Source organism: Ochrobactrum vermis (assembly GCF_002975205.1).
Classification (GTDB): domain Bacteria; phylum Pseudomonadota; class Alphaproteobacteria; order Rhizobiales; family Rhizobiaceae; genus Brucella; species Brucella vermis.
Genome location: NZ_PCOC01000002.1, coordinates 2,016,485 through 2,034,119, shown reverse-complemented (window position 1 = coordinate 2,034,119; position 17,635 = coordinate 2,016,485). Strand labels below are relative to the sequence as shown.

Below are 17,635 nucleotides of genomic sequence, written 5' to 3'. Positions count from 1 at the left end.
AGTTTCAGCCGCTGCCAATTCTCCAGACGGCAGCGCCTGCAAGCATTCCAGCGCCAGCTGCCGTTAAAAGCAGCGGTTCGCCGGGTTGGAAGGGGCGCGAACGCGATGCCAGCGACAGCGACAGCGGAATCGTGGCTGCCGACGAATTACCGAATGTTTCAATCGTTCTGGCGGCGATGGAAGCAGGCAGCTGCAACTGGTCGCAGACTGTGTCGATGATCCGCGCATTTGCCTGATGAGGAAAAAACCGGCCCACATCGGCGGCGGTAAGGCTCGCTTGTTCAAGGGCATTTGTTGCGCAACTTGTCATCATGCGAACGGCTTGTGCGAAGACGGCTTTTCCGTCCGGCATGGTCATTCTTGTATCGCCAGCCGGAATGGTTATCAGGCCATAACTGTCGCCATCAGACGTCAGTGCTGCTCCAGCAAGTCCTTCGCGCGGGTCGCTGGACGGTGCCAGCAGGATGGCCCCGGCAGCATCGGCAAAGAGAATTGCCGTGTTGAGTTCCGCCATATTGATGCGGCGGCTCAATATATTGGCCGCCACGACAAGAACCGGTTTTCGGAAGTTTTTGACAAAGCTGTCGGCCAGCACAAGCGCATAAAGGAACCCCGAACAGGCACCCGCCAGATCGACGCCACCGCAATTTTTCAGGCCGAGCTTGAGGGCGAGAAGCGGGGCGGAGGGTGGCAGAAGATGATCGGGTGTCGATGTGGCAAGAATGACGAGTGCCACGGAGTTGTGCGGCAGACCGGAATCGTCGAGCGCCATTGCTCCGGCCTTCATCGCCATATCGGTCAGCGTTTCATCCGGTTCTGCCCAGCGCCTTTCCCGAATGCCGGTGCGCTTTTCGATCCAGCCTGCATCAAGCCCGAAACGCTGTTCCAGTTCGGCATTTTCGATTCGGCGGTCGGGCACATAATGGCCGAAGCCTGCCATTCGGCTCGAAATGCTCATCGCGCAGCGACCTTTATCATGTCTGCTGCCGCATCAATCGCTTCATAGGCGAGGTCGAGATCGGCGGGTGTTACGCAATAGGGCGGCATCAGATAGATCACATTGCCAAGCGGACGCAAAAGCACACCTCTGTCACGGAAGAAGGCTTTTATTCTCGGTCCTGCATCGGAAAGATAACCGGTTTGTTCTGCTGCAAGATCGAGAGCCGCAATGGTTCCTTGCTGGCGGATATTGGTGAAACGAGGGTCGTTCCGGAATTGCGCCAGTCTTTCCGAATGCCAGCGTCCCAGTGTTTCGATACGGTCCAAAACGGGCTCCGTTTGCCAGACTTCGATATTGGCGCATGCAGCCGCACAGGCTATCGGATTGGCCGTATAGGAGCTTGAATGAAAGAATGTGCGGCTGCGGTCCTTCGAGAAATGTGCCTCGAAGATTTCCGCCGTGCTGAGAGTTGCAGCCAGCGGAAGAGCCCCTCCGGTAATGCCTTTGGAAAGGCACAGAATGTCTGGCGCGATGCCTGCCTGTTCGCAGGCGAACATGGTGCCAGTGCGTCCCCACCCCGTCATCACTTCGTCGGCGATCAGGAGGGTTCCGTAACGCTGCGTAATCTGTCGAAATGCAGCCAAAAGATGTGCGGAGTAGGTTTTCATTCCGCCTGCACCCAGAACCAGCGGCTCAATTAATAGGGCGGCAATCTCGCCACTGCGGCAGAACTGCTCCAGTGCATCGAGTGTTTCCTGCTCCCGCTCCGCTGTGGGAAACGGGATCGTATTGACCTGAAACAGCAGGGCTTCATAAGCCGCATTGAACACGCCGCGCGCGCCGGTGGACATAGTGCCGATCGTATCGCCATGATAGCTATGCTCCATCACCACGATGCGCGAGCGCCGTTCGTTTCTATTGTGATAGAAGCCAAGCGCCATTTTGAGCGCGACTTCGACCGAGGTGGAACCGCTGTCGGAATAAAACACATGGGCGAGGCCCTGCGGAGCGAGCTTGACCAGTTCTTCCGCCAGCTTTTCTGCCGGTTCGTGGGTGAACTCGGCAAAAATAATCTGGTCGAAGCGTTCCAGTGCGTCCCGGACTGCCGTCATGATTGTCGGATGGCGATGCCCGTGGGTGATCACCCACCAGGACGATATGGCGTCCAGCACGGAACGGCCGGTTTCATCCTGCAGATAGGCGCCGTCAGTTCTGACGATTTTGCGAAAAGCCGGTTCCGTAGCGTGCTGCGTGAAGGGATGCCAGACAGGAGACAAATGCCCGGTCATTTGGAAGCCTCACTAAAAATATTCAGGTCGAAGTGCGCCTGAAAAGCGCTGCGGAGCGTTTCCGGATCGAGCGTTGCAAGGCGCGGCAGTCGGCCCAGTTTACGCACGCCGCTCAGTTCCGGGATGATCTGTTCGGTGTCCGGTTGTGGATCGCCGATGAAGGCAATGCCGTGCACGGGAATATTGCGCCGGTTCAATACCTCAAGCGAAAGCAATGTGTGATTGATCGTGCCTAGACCGGTTCTGGCACAAAGAATGACCGGCTTTTGCCACCGCGCAAAAACGTCGATGAATGTCGTGCGGCGCGTCAGCGGTACATGCAATCCACCTGCGCCTTCGATCACCAGAGGAGCATCGACCGACGGCACTTCGAGCGCATCCGTATCGATCTCCACCCCGTCGATCTGTGCCGAGAGATGCGGCGAGGCCGGTGTTTTCAGGCGCCATGTTTCCGGGATGATTTTCCGGGATGGAAGTCCGGCAAGCTGGATCACGGTTTCGCTGTCGGTTGCCTCCTCCAGTCCTGACTGCACCGGCTTCCAGTAATAAGCGTTGAGCGCATCCACGAGGGCTGCGGAAAAGATGGTCTTGCCAATGTTCGTATCAGTGCCGGTAATGACGAAAATGTGGCTCATATCATTTCCTCTGCCATGACGGCTGCAAGATGCTCGAACATGCGTTCTATCGTGGGTTCATCGACATTGAGCGTGATGGTGATACGCAGCCGCGCCGTGCCCGCAGGCACTGTCGGCGGGCGGATGGCACGTATGTCGAAGCCCTCGGCCTGCATGCGATGCGCAATGCGCGATGTGCGGTCGGCATCGCCGATGATGTGCGGTAATATCTGCGTTCCGCTGCCGCGTTTTCCGAAACGGTTGGCGAACTGTTCATTGGCGAACTTGATAAGCCGGTGCAATTCGTGCCGACGATGGCCTTCGGCGGCCATGGTCTTCAGTGCAAGCCGCGTTGCGGATACTTGCAAGGGCGAGGGGGCAGTCGAATAGATGAAAGGTCGTGCACGGTTGACGAGAAAATCACGAAGAACTGGATCGGCTCCAACCAGCCCACCGGCATTGCCCATGGCCTTGCCGCAGGTGTGAAGCACAATCACATTTCGTCGGCCTTCCAACCCGGCAGTAAAGCCCCGCCCATCTGGGCCGTGCACGCCCGTGGCATGAGCTTCGTCGATGAAGATAAAGGCATCGTGCCGGTCAGCAATTTCAACGAGGTCGGTTAGCGGTGCACAGTCGCCATCCATCGAATAGAGGCTTTCCACCACAATCCAGGGAGTGCCGTTTCCGCCCTTCGCGCGCCAGGCGTGGATTGCCCTGTCGAATGCGTTCGCATCGTTGTGCGGGATCGAAACGGCTTCGGCCTTTCCGGCTCTCATGCCTTCATGTGCGCTGGCATGGATGAGCGCATCATAGGCGATCAGGTCGCCGCGCTGCGGCAATGTAGCGAGAACCGCGAGATTTGCCGCATAGCCATTGCTGAAATAAAGCATCGACGGCGAACGGAAATAGGCGGCGGCTTCGGCTTCCAGAAGTTCGTGTTCCCGGTGATTGCCGCGCAATAATCGTGAGCCGCCAGCCCCGTTGACAAGGCCGTTTTCCAGTTGGGCAATCAATGCCTCGCGGATAGCAGGCGCGGCGGCAAGGCCCAGATAGTCGTTCGAACTGAAATCCGCCCCGCCCTTATCTGAAAGGGTGCGCAGACGTCCGCGCCGCTGCAAGTTTTTCAACTTCGCGGCATAGCGGGCCAATGGATCGGCATTCATGCATGGGTGTCCAGTGAATCGGCAGTCAGGCCGAGCCGCCGCATGAGGCTTGTGTCGCGGTCTTCGCCCGGATTGGCGGCGGTCAACAGCGTGTCACCGATAAAGATCGAGTTTGCGCCGGCGAAGAAGCAAAGAGCCTGCATTTCGTCGCTCATCGAATTGCGTCCGGCTGTCAGGCGCACATGCGATTGCGGCATCATCAGACGCGCAAGTGCGATGATCCGAATAAAGGCGATGGGATCAACGGGAGAGGCTTTTTCCAGTCGTGATCCGGGCATCGGGATCAGCATGTTGATCGGCACGCTTTCTGGAGGTGTCGGCAGATTTGCCAGTGTCACCAGCATGTCGATGCGGTCGTCTTCGGTTTCTCCAAGGCCGAGGATGCCGCCGCTGCAAACCTTGATCCCGGCTTCCCGGACATGGGCGAGCGTTTCCAGACGATCATCGAAACTGCGCGTCGTGATGATCTGTGGGTAAAATCGTTCCGACGTATCGATATTGTGGTTGTAGTAGTCAAGGCCGGCTTCCGCAAAGGTCTGTGCCTGATCCGGATTCAACATGCCGAGCGTCATGCAGGTTTCCAGACCGAGCGCCTTCACCTGCTTGACCATTTCCACGATGGCCGGTTCATCACGCGGCTTCGGGCTGCGCCAGGCCGCGCCCATGCAATAGCGGGTCGCGCCGCTATCCTTTGCCTTCTGTGCTTCTTCGAGAACTGTGTCCAGGCTCATCAGTTTAGAGGCTTTCAGGCCCGATGCATGATGCGCCGACTGGCTGCAATAGCCGCAATCTTCCGGGCAGCCACCCGTTTTGATGTTGAGCAATTTGCTGAGCTGGACGCGGTTGGGGTTGAAGTTCGCGCGGTGAATGCTCTGTGCATCGAACAGAAGATCGTTGAACGGAAGATCATAGAGGATGCGGGCTCTAGCGAGCGTCCATTCGCTTTCTTCCGATTTGAACGCTGGTTCTTCGTTGTTTTTCGACGCCGCTTTCACCGTATTCAACATGCGCGCTCCATTTTATCTATAAAATTGGAAAGAATCTATGAAATATAGATTATTGCGGAGCGAGAACGTGACGCAAGTGAAATTATTATAGATAATTTGGGGGCGCTGCGCAAAAGGCTAACTGGCCTGAGCTCCAGTTCTGCATGTGAAGTGCGGTCAGCACGGAAAAAGCCGCGATCTGCGGATCGCGGCATGAGGGGTGATCGAGCGCACTGCCTGAAATGCGGGCTAATCTGGTAGGTTGATGCCAGCCTGCCTGCGAGGAAGTCTAAACTTACACGGTCGAAATCACGTCCTGATCTTTGTAAGGTTCTTCCTTGAGGCGATGCCGTCCCAAGGGCAGCATGATGGGGCGACCGGAGGTCGGGTCGGTCATGATGCGGCTTTCCAGGTGAAAGACGTCGCGGATATTCTGTTCCGTCAGCACCCCGTCGGGCGCCCCGGTCACATGCAGCCGCCCGTCGGCCATTGCGACCAGAAAATCTGCATAGCGGGCGGCAAGATTGAGATCGTGCAAGACCATGACGATTGTGGTTCCCCGTTCCTGGTTGAGATCGGTGAGCAGATCCAGCACTTCGACCTGATGGCTGATATCCAGAAAAGTCGTGGGTTCGTCCAGCAGGAGAATATCGGTCTGCTGCGCCAGCGCCATGGCGATCCATACACGCTGGCGCTGACCGCCTGAAAGTTCATCTACTGGTCTATCGGCCAGTTCGGTTGTCCGGGTGGCCTCAAGAGCTGATGCGATTGCTTCGTCGTCTGCCCGCGTCCAACGCGAGAAAACGCCATGATAGGGGTTCCGTCCCCGGCTGACGAGATCGGCAACCAATATGCCTTCCGGTGCTATTGGCGACTGTGGCAGCAGGCCGAGTTTCTGTGCCAGTTGCCGGGATGGAAGCGTGTGGATCGACTTGCCGTCAAGCAGTACCTGTCCGCGGCGCGGCGTCAGAAGTCGCGATATTGTTCGCAGAAGTGTGGACTTTCCGCACGCATTTGCTCCGACTATTGCGGTCACCTTGCCGGACGGTATCTCAAGATCGAGACCGTCCAGCACAAGCCTGTCGCCATAGCCGGTGGTCAATTGGCGAACGATAAGCGTGTGGTCGGTCATAGGGATGCCCCGCTGCGGTTGGCGCGTATGATGAGATAGATGAGATAGGGAGCGCCGAGAGCCCCGGTAATGACGCCGACCGGGTAGCGACCCGGCAGCAGGAACTGTCCGCAATAATCGCCGACGAGAACGAGTATGGCTCCGACCAGCGCAGACGGGATGAGAAGGGAACCGTTATTGCCGATGATGCGCGCGGCAATAGGCCCGGACAGGAAGGCGACGAAAGCAATAGGTCCGGCGACGGATGTGGCAAAGGCAATCATGCCGACGGCAGCGATAATGATGACGATCCGGGTTCGCCCGACCTGGGTTCCCAGCGCTGCAGCACTGTCGTCACCAAGTCGCAATGCTTCGAGATCGCGCGACCGGCTCAGCAGCAGCCCGCCAAAGACGATCAGAGCGACCAGAAGCGGAAGCATCTGGTCCAGCCGAGCACCGTTGACGCTGCCGGTCAGCCACCGCATGGCTTCCTGCAAGCTCCAGGCGGGCGCGATAGAAAGAATATAGGCGATGAAGCTTTCGAGCATTGCCGAAACACCGATGCCGACCAGAATAAGTCGGGTTCCGGCAATCCCGTTCCTGAAGGAAAGGCCATAGACAGCGAGCGCCACGGCAAGTCCGGCGACAACAGCGAAGACGGAAACAACCGGCCCACTCATTGAGAGCACGACGATTGCAAAAACGGCGGCAGCGCTTGCGCCCGAACTGATGCCGATAATGTCAGGGCTTGCCAGCGCATTGCGAAGCATAAGCTGGAATGCAACACCGCCGAGGCCAAAGCTCAGCCCTGCCAGTACGGACAGAACGGCACGCGGCAGGCGCAGTTTGCCGACCGTGAAGCTTGCTCCGTGAACCTCTTCACCCAGAAGCACCCGGATGACATCTTTCGGCGGAGTAAAGGATTGCCCGAGCATCAAAGTGAGGAGGAAGAATGCGGCAAGAATGACCAGAAGTAGGCCGATGACAAGATTGCGCTTGCGGGTGCGACTGTGGCGGTTTCGGGCGATGAGATCGGCGGCGGGAAGCAGCATTGTCACAACTCGCCAATCCGTTGGTGTCTGACGATCCAGATGAAAAACGGCGCTCCGATCAGGGCCGTCACGATCCCGACGTCAAGTTCGGCCGGGCGCGCAATGAGCCGTCCGACAATATCGGCGGCAAGCAGGAGACAAGCTCCGCTGAGCGCCGAGAATGGTAACAGCCAGCGATGGTCGACCCCGACCAGCAGGCGACAGAGATGCGGCACGACCAGCCCGACAAATCCGATGGGGCCGCAGATGGCGGTGGTTGCACCACAAAGGAGAATTGCGCCGAGCGCCGCGACGGCGCGCGCGATGGCAACCCGTTCACCCAGACCGGCGGCAAGTTCGTCGCCAAGCGCAAGCGAGTTCAGTTTGCGGGCTGACAAGAGACTGATGACGAAGCCGACAACGAGAAACGGCAGCACATAGTTGAGGCGATCGAAAGTCGCTCCCCCGACGCCGCCGATCTGCCATGCACGGATGCCACCGGCAATATCGTTGCGCGGCAGGACTACGGCAATGACCAGTGAGGAAAATGCGACGGATGTGGCTGCACCTGCAAGAGCAAGCTTGAGCGGTGTCGCGCCGCCGCGACCAAGCGATCCGATCGTATAGACGAAAACGGCGGCACAACCTGCGCCGAATATGGCTGTCCAGATATAGGCGGGTGCCGAGACGATACCGAACCAGGCGACGCCGATGACGACGGCGAGCGATGCGCCCATGTTGACACCCAGAATGCCGGGGTCCGCCAGCGGATTACGTGTAATGCCCTGCATGATGGCACCCGCCAGTCCAAGTGCTGCCCCGGCGAGAAGCGCCAGCAAGGTGCGTGGAATACGCATGGCGACAGCGGCTTGTCCGACCGTGTCTAGATGGCCGCGCAATGCTGCGACAATATCCGACCAGGGAACTTCGCGCGTGCCGAGCGATACAGACAGAACGCAGAGGATCAGGAGAATAAAAACAGCAGTGCCAAGCCAGCCTGTTTTGGTTCTGCTGGACCGATATGTGCTGATCGGCGGGCTCGAATGCCGGGTATGGCGGGTGACGGTCATTTCGTTTTATCGGCCGCACCGGCAAGAAGGGCTACATAGTCCTTCAGCACCCAAGAAATCGAAAGCGGTGTCGGATTGGCGGCTGTTCCAAGCGGATTTCTGCCCAGCATAACCACCGCGTTGTTTTCGACGACCGGCATTCTGGCGAGAAGAGGGTTGCCCTTCATGGCATCCAGCAATTCCTGACTGCCATAGGTCACGACGATGTCGACGTCGTCGAACATGTCTACGCGTTCGGCGCTGATGGAACCGGAGAACTGGCCCGGTCTGGAGGCGTCGACGACGCTCTTGGGCGAGTTCAGGCCGAGGTCTTTGAAGAACTTCACCCGTGTGTCGTTGGTGGTGTAGAAATTGACTGTACTGAGGTCCGTCGCGTCGAGATGCGTGACGAACATGGCCGACTTGTCCTTCAAGTGCGGATATTGGCTGACCGTCTGGGCGATTTCGGCTTCAATCTTGGCGATCAGCGCTTCGCCTTCCGCCGCCATGCCCATGCCAGCGCTGTTGAGGCGGATCATATCCCGCCAATCCGTGGACCAGGCCGCTTCGGGATAAGCAACCACCGGGGCAATCTGGCTCAGCGTATCATAATCGGACCGGCTCAAGCCGGAATAGGATGCAAGGATGACATCGGGCCGTGTTTCGGCCACTGCCTCGAAATCGATTCCGTCGCCTTCATCGAAAAGGACAGGCGCATCTGCGCCGAGTTCCTTCAACTTCGCCGCCACCCACGGCAGGAGACCATCATTGTCGTCATCGCCGAAATTGGCGCGCGCAAAGCCGACCGGCACCACGCCGAGCGCAAGAGGAACTTCATGGTTCGCCCAGGCAACAGTGACAATCCGCTCGGGCTTTTTCTCTATCGTGGTTGTCCCAAAAGCATGTTTGATGACAATCGGATAGGCAGTCTTTTCACCAGCCTGCGCAGCGTGCGGCATGATGATTGCAATGCAGGACAGAGCCACGAAAAATAGAGAGCGAATGGACCACGTCATCCGGCGCATTCTCCTTGTATGTAAAGTGGCCTTTCACTCTCAAGTTAAACCCATTGCGTCAAGGCCGAAGCGTGCACCACGATAAAGCTGGTGCGAATTAACCGTGATTTCGTACAAAAAAGCAGTTTTCTACAATACTGGACAAACGTTCTCAAGTTAGTGGCGGTGCGGGGACAGTTTCAGTTTCTTCATCGTATCGATCGCCGGGCTCATCCCGCCGTTGATCGAAGCGCTGGTCAGTGTCTCCACGATTTGAAACGCCGTCGCAAAAAAGCGACCACCGCAAACGGCATATCGGACCTGACCATGACTATTTCAAAGACCGTCGAGACGAAGAAAACCAACCGGGTCCGCTATCGCAGAGCAATTCTTCTGGGATGCACGGCGCTCGTTGTGTCCTTGCCAAGCCTGGCTTCAGCGCAGCAGGCAACGACGATGGAAGCGCCCACAGTGCTGAAAACCATTACGGTCGACGGCACAGGTGGAAGCGATGACGATTCAAAGTCAATTGTCGCAACAAGAACCACTGGCGGCGGCAAGATGGCGACGGACATTATGGATACGGCAGCTTCCGTATCAGTGATCACCGCCAAGGAAATGCAGGAGCGCAACGCGCAGACCGTCGAACAGGCGCTGCAATATACGGCTGGCGTTTCCACCAATTTCTATGGATCGGATGATCGGTTCGATTTCTTCCAGATTCGCGGTTTCGACGCCAACACCTATCGCGACGGGCTTTCCCTTGGTCGTCCCTTCGGTGGCATACGGGAAGAACCCTATGCGTTCGAACGTATCGAAGTCCTGAAAGGCGCCAGCTCCACGGCCTTCGGCGTTTCCGATCCCGGCGGTCTGGTCAATTATGTGACCAAGCGACCGAAGAGGGAGCGCTTTGGCGAAGCCTATGTCACCGGCGGCTCCTTCAACCACAAGGAAGTCGGCTTCGACTTTGGCGATAATCTCACCGGCGACGACATGCTGTCCTATCGCTTTACCGGCAAGTTCAAGGATGCCGACGCCGAATACGATTATTCGCGCGACGATGAAAAGTTCATCATGGGCGGGCTGACATGGCGTCCGAGCGACGCGACCAATCTGACGGTGATTTTCGATCATCTTCACCGCAATGGCGTTCCGGGAAGCGGCGGTCATCCGGTTGGTACGGATTTCAACAGAAGCCGCTTTTTCGGCGAGCCTGATTTCAACTATCGGGGCACAGACAGAAATACCGTCAGTGCCATGTTCGATCATGATTTCGGCAATGGTTTGAGTTTCAGTGCGAACGGGCGCTATAGCAAGCAGGACACCGATTTCGGCTATGCCTATATTTCGACTACGCCCACCGATGGTTCCACAATCGCCAAACGCGATTTTTTCGGGAACGAAGCTTCAGCCGAGAATTTCGTCGGCGATGCTAACCTGAAATATGAGACCAGCTTTGACCGGTTCGAAAGCCGGACGATGGCAGGCATCGAATACAATAATTATTCCGCCACCAACAAGACGTTCTGGGGAGCGGCTCCGGGTATCGACTGGACCAACCCTGTCTTTACAGGCGCTCCGGTCAGTCTGCCTCTTATCGGCAGCACGTCGACCAGGCAGAAAACCAAAGCGATCTATTTCCAGCAGGATCTGACATTCGCAGAAAAGCTGATCGCCAGCGTTGGCCTGCGCAATGACTGGCTCGACCTGTCGCAGACGAACAATCTGAAGAACACGACTGCGGATGGTGATCTTAGCGAATTCACGAGCCGGTTCGGTCTGACCTACCGGGTGACCGATGAATGGGCGGTCTATACGAGTTATGCTGAATCGGTTGCTCCTCCGGCCATCGGCATTGATCCCGAGCGCGGCGAACAGATTGAAGTCGGCGTAAAATACCAGCCGTCCGCGTTTCCTGCCTTGTTCACAGCGTCGGTTTATGACCTGACCAAGAACAATATCTCGGTTACCGATCCCATCACGCTTCAACCATCCACAATCGGCGAGGTCCGCGTTCGCGGCATCGATCTGGAAGCCAAGGCGGAGTTGACCAACAATATCAACCTGATCGCAGCCTATTCCTATATGGACTCGGAGATCGTCGAGAACGGCACCAGCGGTAACGAGGGCAACCGTCCGCAGTTCGTTTCAAAGCACCTTGCGTCGCTTTGGGCAAACTACAAACTTGAAGGTAGCGGGCGTCGCGGCGACATGACATTCGGTGTCGGCGGTCGCTATATCGGCGCCTATTACTTCACGCCGGCCAATACTTCGGGCACGAGCGGCAATGTCGTATTCGATGCTGCATTCACCTATGAGTTTCTCGATAACTCGGCGCTGCAGGTCACTGTCAGCAATCTGTTTGACAAGAAATATGTCGCCTATGGCGGCTTTGGAGCAGATTTCTATAATCCCGGCCGCGAGATTACGGCAACGCTTCGCCGCACCTGGTAGGATTAACGGTTGGACTGAAAACGTCGCCAGGCGGCTGGCGTTTCTCCCACGACCTGGCGGAAGGCCTTGGTCAGGTGAGCCTGATCGGTGAATCCGAGCTGGGCTGCAATACCGGCAACGGTCATTTCGCTTTCCGCCAGCAATTGTTGCGCCAGATCGATGCGCTTCGCCATTTGCCATTGCAGCGGGGTTTTGCCTGTCGTCTGTTTGAACACATTGGCGAACCAGCTTTCCGACAGACCAACGGACGCTGCCATTTCTGCGATGCTCAATCGGCGATCGCTGCAGCTATCGAACCGTGCGTTCAGCTTGTTCATCTGCGCCATGGTGAGGCGGCCATAGCCCTGTTTGTTCTGCTCTCCCGGTATATCGAGGAGGCCGGTCAGAATACTGCCGATCAGGTTTTCCGCAAAAAGCCCATGTTTCGACGGATTGGCCGTTTCGTCGACCAGCAGGCGGGCAAGTGTTTCTATCGCACCGAGATCCTGAATTTCAACCGGACTGCGCATAGCGGCCATGGCCATGGACGTACCGAGCGCAGGGCTGAGATATCTGAGCAGCCGATCTTTATGGAAATGCAGGTTGAGGTGCGAAAAACGGTGGAGCGAAACCGTACTCGTCCACATCGGGACGCCGGCCGGTATATAGATCGCACGTGTCATCGGGCGGCGATGCTGGCCAAAGACACCATTGTCGTTCGATATGCGAATGTTGGATGAGACATCCTGGAAAAAGATCATGATGCGGGGATCATGCGACAGGAAATAGCCGTTGGCTCCCGTCTGGCTTTCGGCCTCCCAAAAGACACTGACCAGCCCGTCCAGTACACGCCATTGGACCGGCGCAACCACCCGGATGCCTTCGGCTTGCCAGATCATAGAATGCCAAAAGCCCAAACTGTTCCGACCCGTATTTAAACAGTGTTCCAATGAGTGGCCGGCCTGTTTGCCGGAAATGCGTCAGGATATCGTCGCATTAATATGACTAAAATTATCATCTTTTAGTGCCAGCGCAAGATAATTCTGCCAATAATGGGGGAGGGGAACTTGCGTTCACTCAAGGTCTTCCTGCTCGAAATGCTGGCTGACATGAATGTCGGTTGTTTCCAGACGCCCGGGCCCCAGATTGATGAATTTGTGCGGTATGTTTGCGGGACCGAAGACGACCTGTCCTTCTGTCGCCTCAATCTGTTCATCGCCGACAATGAACAAAGCTTTCCCCTGGCGGACGATGAAAATCTCGTCATAGGGGTGCCGGTGCAGCTTGGGGCCATGTCCGACAACATCGGTTGAAAAGAATATGATTGACGCGTCGGTGCCAAATCTCTTGCCTTCGACACGACCGGACCAGGCATCTTCGCGCCTCGCCCACTCTTCTCTTTTCAAGACAACGGGTTGTTTCGTCAAAACGGTTCTCCCGGAGCGCTCCCAGTCAGTATGAGATCATTGGAAACGCTCTATCTCGTTGTTTGCGCGCATTCCCCGATCAGGAAGGCCTCGATCAGAAAGGCCCCGATCAGCAAGGCAGGTCAAACTCTAACGAGACCCGAGCGCTTCAACAACCCCATGAGAACCAGCGGTAAAAGCGTGGTGATAAGAATGGCGATGAATGCCATGGCCATGCCGAGGCCGACCGATCCCTGTTCGAACTGGCGCCAGATGAAGATCGAGATGGTCTGCATTCCAACCGGAGCGACCAGTATGGACGCAACCAGCTCACGGGTCGCGACGGCAAAGACGAGCAGCATGGCGGTGATGAGGCTGGGTGCGATCAACGGCAGCATGATGCGACGGAAAGCTGTGAAGCTGTTTGCACCGCAGACCCGCGCCGCAGCTTCCAGATTGTCGCCGATCTGGTGAAAGGCAGCCGATGCATAGCGGATCGGCTGCGGCAGAAGAATACAGCAATAGGCAAGCAGCAGGATCAGCGGTGTGTTGTATGGCGAGACGGGCAGCATGGGCTGGTTCCATGCCAGAATGAGGCCGACCGCCACAACGACGCCGGGCAAGGCATTTGGCAGAACGGTCAGCACGTCGAGCCAGAAGCGACCCCGGAAACGCATTTTCACCACGGCATAGGCGGCAACGGCGCCGAGAAATCCCGTTAGCAGGGCACTTGCAATGCCGAGCGACAAGCTGTTGACCAGTGCACGTATGCCACCTGCGCTGTTGTCGGCAATGGCGGCAAAATTGTCAAAGCCGAGGTTGGACAGGGTCAACCCGCCGGAAACGGTTTTGGAAAGGGCACTCGCCAGAATGGCCAGCAAGGGAATGCCTGTTGCGGCAAAGGCGACGATGGCGAAGAGAGCCACCACCGGAATGGTGAGGGCTCCGAGCGAACGCTTGTCTTTGGCTTGCGGCTTACCACCCGTCGTCACATAGGAGCGGCGCGTCAGTATCCAGCGTTGCACCAGAAAGGCTGCAAGCGACAGGCAGACAAGCGCCAGCGAAAAGACGGCTGCTCCGGCAAGGTCGATGGGCCAGTCCGAGATGCGCAGGTCGATTTCCGTCACCAGTACGTCGAAACCGGAACGGCGCCCAAGCGCTGCGGGCGTGCCGTATTCTTCAATGGACGCTGCGAAAACCAGAAGAAGGCTTGCTGCCAGACCTGGCGTCGCAAGCGGCAGGGTAATGCGAATAAAGGAGCGCCACGGCGATGCCCCGAACACGCGTCCGACATCGGAATAGCGTGCGCCGACCGCTTCAATCGTGCGCGACACTGCGAAATAGACGAGCGGAAACGTGTTCAGCGCCATGACGAAGCTCATGCCCGCGACCGAGAACAGGAACGGAGCCAGATTGAAACCGGCGAGCTGTTCGAGATAGCCGCGTGGCTGCAAGGTCATGATCCAGCCAAGTGTGGCGATATAAGGCGGGATCATGAAGGGCACGAGCATCAGCACGTCCCACAAAACGGCGAAAGGCACCTTGTAGAGCGCCCTGAAAACCGCAAGCGGAACAGCGATGAGCGCGGAAAGCGCCACCACAGAAAGCCCGAGCAGCACGGTATTGCCGCTCATGCGCAAAAGTTTCGGATCTTCGAACAAGGCGGACAGATGCAGGAAAGGCTCGGCGAGCGAGCCTCTCCCCAATTGCGGAAAGATTGCCTGAAGGACAATAAAGACAAACGGCACCGCGACGATGAATGCGAGCCCTGCAACCGCAACGAAACCGAGCGGATTGCCAGCCGCCGCACTGCTTGTCTTCATGTCTGCCTGTCCTTCAAAAATCAGTTGCTGACGGCAAAGGCAGCGCCGAATTCCTTCAGCGTTTCGCTGCGCTTGCCATAGACTTCCTTGGCGTCGACCGGCAGGATTTTGAGATCGCCGATCAGTGGGCGATTGGCCGGAATATCGGTGCGCGACGGCATCAGATAGGTGTCGGCAACCATTTTCTGGCCTTCATCGGACAGCATGTAATCGACGAACTGCTTGGCCTCGTCCTGGTTCTTCGACCATTTGAGGATCATGGCCGGGCGCGGCGCGATCACGGTGCCGGACGCCGGAAAAATGACGTCGATGGATTCACCCTTGGCCTTGCCTGCAAGCGAGATGTAGTCGACCGCACCAAACACTGCGGCCTTGGCGCCCTGAAGAACGGGGTTCAGAGCCTCTGCATTGGCGCCGGCGACAGCGGCACCGTTTTCGTGCAGGTTCTTGAACAGATCCCAGCCCTGCTGCGCCTGAAGAGCGGCAACGAGTTCAAAAGTTGCGCCTGACTGTGCCGGGTCCGGCAGGTTGACCAGATCCTTGTATTCAGGCTTGGCAAGATCGGCCCATTCGGTGGGCTTCGGCGTCTTGCTTGCCGGGTTCCACGCAATGCCCAGGGCGGAGACGCCTTGTGCGACTGCCGTTTCATTCTTGAGGAAATCCGGCACTTTCGCGGCGTTCGGGCTGGTATAGGCGACCAGCCAGTCGCGCTTGGCGAAATCGGTTGCCGTGTCCCACGAAGCTGAAATCAGAACGTCGACAACCGGATTTGCAGCTTCGGCTTCGATGCGGGCCATAACCTTGCCGGTCGTTGCCTGAAAGACATTGACCTTTGCGCCGGTCTTGGCGGTGAAGCCCGCAGCCAGCTTCTCAATCAGACTGCCGGGGCCTGCCGAATAGACCGTGATGTCCGCATAGGCCGCCGTGCTGGCGAGCAAAGCGGTGACAAGCGCAAGTCCCGCGCCGAGAATGGATTTCTTCATCTGTGCCTCCTGAGATATTGCCTGATGTGATGGTCTTATTTCGAAAACCAGCGTAGCTGGCTGGCATCGACGGAAATGCCAACCGGAGCGCCGGGTGAAAGGCGGATACTGTCGAGATAGGTCAGTTCGTGACCGTCCTGATGTGAGCCGATGCGCACGGTGGTCAAATGGCCGTCACCGCGAAACTGCGAGCGCAGGACTGTTGCTGGAATTGCAGCGTCATGAACGGGAACGCTGCGAACCGAACGTGACGGCAACAACACATGCGTTGCATGTCCTGCGGCGGAATCATGGGCGATGTGGATTTCGGTGCGCGCAATTCGGTAGGCATCGTCGCGCCGCTCCACCGGCACCACACAGCCGAGCCGCAGAAAATCGGCGACCTCCGGTGTCGTCGGTTCGGCGACGAGGGCTTCGGGTGCCGCGAGCTGTTCGATCACACCGGCGCGCATGACGGCCACCTGATCGGCAAGCGAGAATGCTTCGCTCTGGTCATGCGTGACGTAGATCGCGGTCAGGCCGAGATTGGCGACAAGCTGCCCGATCTCGGTGACCATGTTTTCGCGCAGTTCACGGTCGAGATTGGAAAGCGGTTCGTCGAACAGCACCAGTCCTGGTTCGGCGACGATGGCGCGGGCAATGGCAACACGCTGCTGCTGGCCGCCCGACATATCACTGATGGCACGCTCACCGAACCCGGTCAGGCCGACGCGATCGAGTGCAGAGGCAACACGCTTTTCGCGCTCCGCGCGGCCGAGCCCACGCATCTCGAGAGGGAAGGATACATTGCCGAAAACAGTCATATGCGGCCAAAGCGCATAATCCTGAAACACCATGCCGAGATGACGCTTTTCCGGCGGAATGAACGAGCCTGTCGAGGCATTCGCAACGGTGACGCCGTTGATTGTGATTGTCCCTTTCGTCGGAGCGAGAAGACCAGCTACGAGACGAAGCAGAGTTGTCTTGCCGCAACCGGATGGTCCGAGCAGGGCGAGCGTTTGTCCTCTGGGCAGCGAAAGATCGATATTTTTCAAGATGGTGGCCGGGCCATAGGCCAAATTCAGCCCTTCAGCCCGAACGGCGATATCCGCTTTTATATTAGAGGAGTGTAACATTTTCCCGCAATCCAAATGGCTTGGGAGCTTCTATTCCGATTGCGTGACAGTTGGATGACGCTGCGGAAATGCGTCTTGTTTGGGCTTCGGAACCAATCGCCATCGCATCGGTTTGTCCTTTCATGCGACAAAGGAAGGGAAGACGATGAGATTTGGAAAACTCGCTCTTGGCCTGACGGGGCTGGCTGTGGGATACGCGCTGACACGGGCAAGATCGCCCCAAATCCCGCAGGGAATTGTGCCGGTGAAGCCCTTCGATCTCACACGCTATCTGGGTAAATGGCATGAGGTCGGGCGACTGGAAAACCGCTTTGAGCGCGGCCTGACCCGGACGACTGCCGAATATTCATTGAAGTCCGATCAAACCGTCAAAGTGGTCAATCGCGGCTTCGATCCATGGAAAGGGCGCTGGACGCAAGCCACAGGAACCGCCAGCTTTGTACGGTCCGCCGACGAAGGCGCGTTGAAAGTTTCTTTCTTTGGGCCGTTCTATGGCGGCTATAATATCGTGGATGTCGATGAAGAGGACTATCAGTGGTCAATCATTGTCGGTTCGACGCGAAGCTATTTCTGGGTGCTTTCGCGCGAGCCTGACGCAGGCGCGGAATTAAAGGCACGTGCGGTCGCGCAGGCGTTGCTGCTCGGGATCAACCCGGACGCTATTCTGTGGGTGCCGCAGTGAGCGCAGACCGCTCAA

General features: G+C 57.5%; 16 protein-coding genes. 2 read left to right on the top strand and 14 right to left on the bottom strand.

Annotation, left to right across the window (positions count from 1 at the left end):
• Positions 1-4: 4 nt before the first annotated feature.
• The 9 genes from CQZ93_RS23675 to CQZ93_RS23635 form a co-directional block, all read right to left on the bottom strand.
• On the bottom strand, positions 5-958 hold the full coding sequence (locus CQZ93_RS23675; protein ID WP_105544956.1) for a beta-ketoacyl-ACP synthase III: 954 nt from the start codon (positions 956-958) through the stop codon (positions 5-7).
• Positions 955-2,229, bottom strand: a complete 1,275-nt coding sequence (locus CQZ93_RS23670; RefSeq protein WP_105544955.1) for an adenosylmethionine--8-amino-7-oxononanoate transaminase — start codon at positions 2,227-2,229, stop codon at positions 955-957. The genes CQZ93_RS23675 and CQZ93_RS23670 overlap by 4 nt, the downstream gene beginning before the upstream one ends.
• A complete protein-coding gene (gene bioD, locus CQZ93_RS23665) occupies positions 2,226-2,864 on the bottom strand; it encodes a dethiobiotin synthase (protein WP_105544954.1) in 639 nt (212 codons plus the stop codon). The genes CQZ93_RS23670 and bioD overlap by 4 nt, the downstream gene beginning before the upstream one ends.
• The gene (locus tag CQZ93_RS23660; RefSeq protein ID WP_105544953.1) at positions 2,861-4,006 is read right to left on the bottom strand and encodes an 8-amino-7-oxononanoate synthase; all 1,146 of its coding nucleotides are present in this window, start codon (positions 4,004-4,006) and stop codon (positions 2,861-2,863) included. The genes bioD and CQZ93_RS23660 overlap by 4 nt, the downstream gene beginning before the upstream one ends.
• Positions 4,003-5,013 (bottom strand): biotin synthase BioB, encoded by a 1,011-nt coding sequence (gene bioB / locus CQZ93_RS23655; RefSeq protein ID WP_105544952.1) that lies wholly within the window; start codon positions 5,011-5,013, stop codon positions 4,003-4,005. The genes CQZ93_RS23660 and bioB overlap by 4 nt, the downstream gene beginning before the upstream one ends.
• Positions 5,014-5,287: 274 nt before the next feature.
• Entirely contained in the window at positions 5,288-6,124 is an 837-nt protein-coding gene (locus CQZ93_RS23650; protein ID WP_105544951.1) for an ABC transporter ATP-binding protein, read from the bottom strand.
• Positions 6,121-7,155 carry a FecCD family ABC transporter permease gene (locus tag CQZ93_RS23645; protein WP_105544950.1) on the bottom strand — a complete coding sequence of 345 codons (1,035 nt, stop codon included), beginning with the start codon at positions 7,153-7,155 and terminating at the stop codon, positions 6,121-6,123. Before CQZ93_RS23645 ends, CQZ93_RS23650 begins: the two co-directional genes overlap by 4 nt.
• A 2-nt stretch (positions 7,156-7,157) precedes the next feature.
• A complete protein-coding gene (locus CQZ93_RS23640; protein ID WP_105544949.1) occupies positions 7,158-8,204 on the bottom strand; it encodes a FecCD family ABC transporter permease in 1,047 nt (348 codons plus the stop codon).
• On the bottom strand, positions 8,201-9,199 hold the full coding sequence (locus tag CQZ93_RS23635; protein WP_105544948.1) for an iron-siderophore ABC transporter substrate-binding protein: 999 nt from the start codon (positions 9,197-9,199) through the stop codon (positions 8,201-8,203). The genes CQZ93_RS23640 and CQZ93_RS23635 overlap by 4 nt, the downstream gene beginning before the upstream one ends.
• Before the next feature lie 306 nt (positions 9,200-9,505).
• Between CQZ93_RS23635 and CQZ93_RS23630 the strand changes: the two genes are divergently transcribed.
• Positions 9,506-11,632: a TonB-dependent siderophore receptor gene (locus tag CQZ93_RS23630; protein ID WP_105545282.1), complete on the top strand. Its 2,127-nt coding sequence runs from the start codon at positions 9,506-9,508 to the stop codon at positions 11,630-11,632.
• Positions 11,633-11,634: 2 nt separating this feature from the next.
• On the opposite strand, the gene CQZ93_RS23625 is transcribed toward CQZ93_RS23630, so the two are convergent.
• From CQZ93_RS23625 to CQZ93_RS23605, 5 genes are all read right to left on the bottom strand, one after another.
• Positions 11,635-12,528, bottom strand: a complete 894-nt coding sequence (locus tag CQZ93_RS23625) for a helix-turn-helix domain-containing protein (protein WP_210201114.1) — start codon at positions 12,526-12,528, stop codon at positions 11,635-11,637.
• Positions 12,529-12,684: 156 nt separating this feature from the next.
• A complete protein-coding gene (locus tag CQZ93_RS23620; protein ID WP_105544946.1) occupies positions 12,685-13,038 on the bottom strand; it encodes a cupin domain-containing protein in 354 nt (117 codons plus the stop codon).
• Positions 13,039-13,160: 122 nt separating this feature from the next.
• Positions 13,161-14,840 carry an ABC transporter permease gene (locus CQZ93_RS23615; RefSeq protein WP_105544945.1) on the bottom strand — a complete coding sequence of 560 codons (1,680 nt, stop codon included), beginning with the start codon at positions 14,838-14,840 and terminating at the stop codon, positions 13,161-13,163.
• A 20-nt stretch (positions 14,841-14,860) separates the two neighbouring features.
• A complete protein-coding gene (locus CQZ93_RS23610) occupies positions 14,861-15,823 on the bottom strand; it encodes an ABC transporter substrate-binding protein (RefSeq protein ID WP_105544944.1) in 963 nt (320 codons plus the stop codon).
• Positions 15,824-15,858: 35 nt separating this feature from the next.
• Complete coding sequence (locus CQZ93_RS23605) at positions 15,859-16,938, bottom strand: ABC transporter ATP-binding protein (protein ID WP_105544943.1); 1,080 nt, start codon at positions 16,936-16,938, stop codon at positions 15,859-15,861.
• Positions 16,939-17,083: 145 nt separating this feature from the next.
• Here CQZ93_RS23605 and CQZ93_RS23600 point away from each other — a divergent pair, with 145 nt between their 5' ends.
• Complete coding sequence (locus CQZ93_RS23600; protein WP_105545281.1) at positions 17,084-17,620, top strand: lipocalin family protein; 537 nt, start codon at positions 17,084-17,086, stop codon at positions 17,618-17,620.
• The last annotated feature ends 15 nt before the right edge of the window (positions 17,621-17,635 follow it).

What these genes read in the sequence shown, in the direction of transcription:
- CQZ93_RS23645 (WP_105544950.1), bottom strand. Translation starts at nt 7,155, where the DNA reads ATGCTGCTTCCCGCCGCCGATCTCATCGCCCGAAACCGCCACAGTCGC.
- CQZ93_RS23615 (WP_105544945.1), bottom strand. Translation starts at nt 14,840, where the DNA reads ATGAAGACAAGCAGTGCGGCGGCTGGCAATCCGCTCGGTTTCGTTGCG.
- CQZ93_RS23630 (WP_105545282.1), top strand. Translation starts at nt 9,506, where the DNA reads ATGACTATTTCAAAGACCGTCGAGACGAAGAAAACCAACCGGGTCCGC.
- CQZ93_RS23650 (WP_105544951.1), bottom strand. Translation starts at nt 6,124, where the DNA reads ATGACCGACCACACGCTTATCGTTCGCCAATTGACCACCGGCTATGGC.
- bioB (WP_105544952.1), bottom strand. Translation starts at nt 5,013, where the DNA reads ATGTTGAATACGGTGAAAGCGGCGTCGAAAAACAACGAAGAACCAGCG.
- CQZ93_RS23660 (WP_105544953.1), bottom strand. Translation starts at nt 4,006, where the DNA reads ATGAATGCCGATCCATTGGCCCGCTATGCCGCGAAGTTGAAAAACTTG.
- CQZ93_RS23670 (WP_105544955.1), bottom strand. Translation starts at nt 2,229, where the DNA reads ATGACCGGGCATTTGTCTCCTGTCTGGCATCCCTTCACGCAGCACGCT.
- CQZ93_RS23640 (WP_105544949.1), bottom strand. Translation starts at nt 8,204, where the DNA reads ATGACCGTCACCCGCCATACCCGGCATTCGAGCCCGCCGATCAGCACA.
- bioD (WP_105544954.1), bottom strand. Translation starts at nt 2,864, where the DNA reads ATGAGCCACATTTTCGTCATTACCGGCACTGATACGAACATTGGCAAG.
- CQZ93_RS23605 (WP_105544943.1), bottom strand. Translation starts at nt 16,938, where the DNA reads ATGTTACACTCCTCTAATATAAAAGCGGATATCGCCGTTCGGGCTGAA.
- CQZ93_RS23675 (WP_105544956.1), bottom strand. Translation starts at nt 958, where the DNA reads ATGAGCATTTCGAGCCGAATGGCAGGCTTCGGCCATTATGTGCCCGAC.
- CQZ93_RS23600 (WP_105545281.1), top strand. Translation starts at nt 17,084, where the DNA reads ATGAGATTTGGAAAACTCGCTCTTGGCCTGACGGGGCTGGCTGTGGGA.
- CQZ93_RS23635 (WP_105544948.1), bottom strand. Translation starts at nt 9,199, where the DNA reads ATGACGTGGTCCATTCGCTCTCTATTTTTCGTGGCTCTGTCCTGCATT.
- CQZ93_RS23610 (WP_105544944.1), bottom strand. Translation starts at nt 15,823, where the DNA reads ATGAAGAAATCCATTCTCGGCGCGGGACTTGCGCTTGTCACCGCTTTG.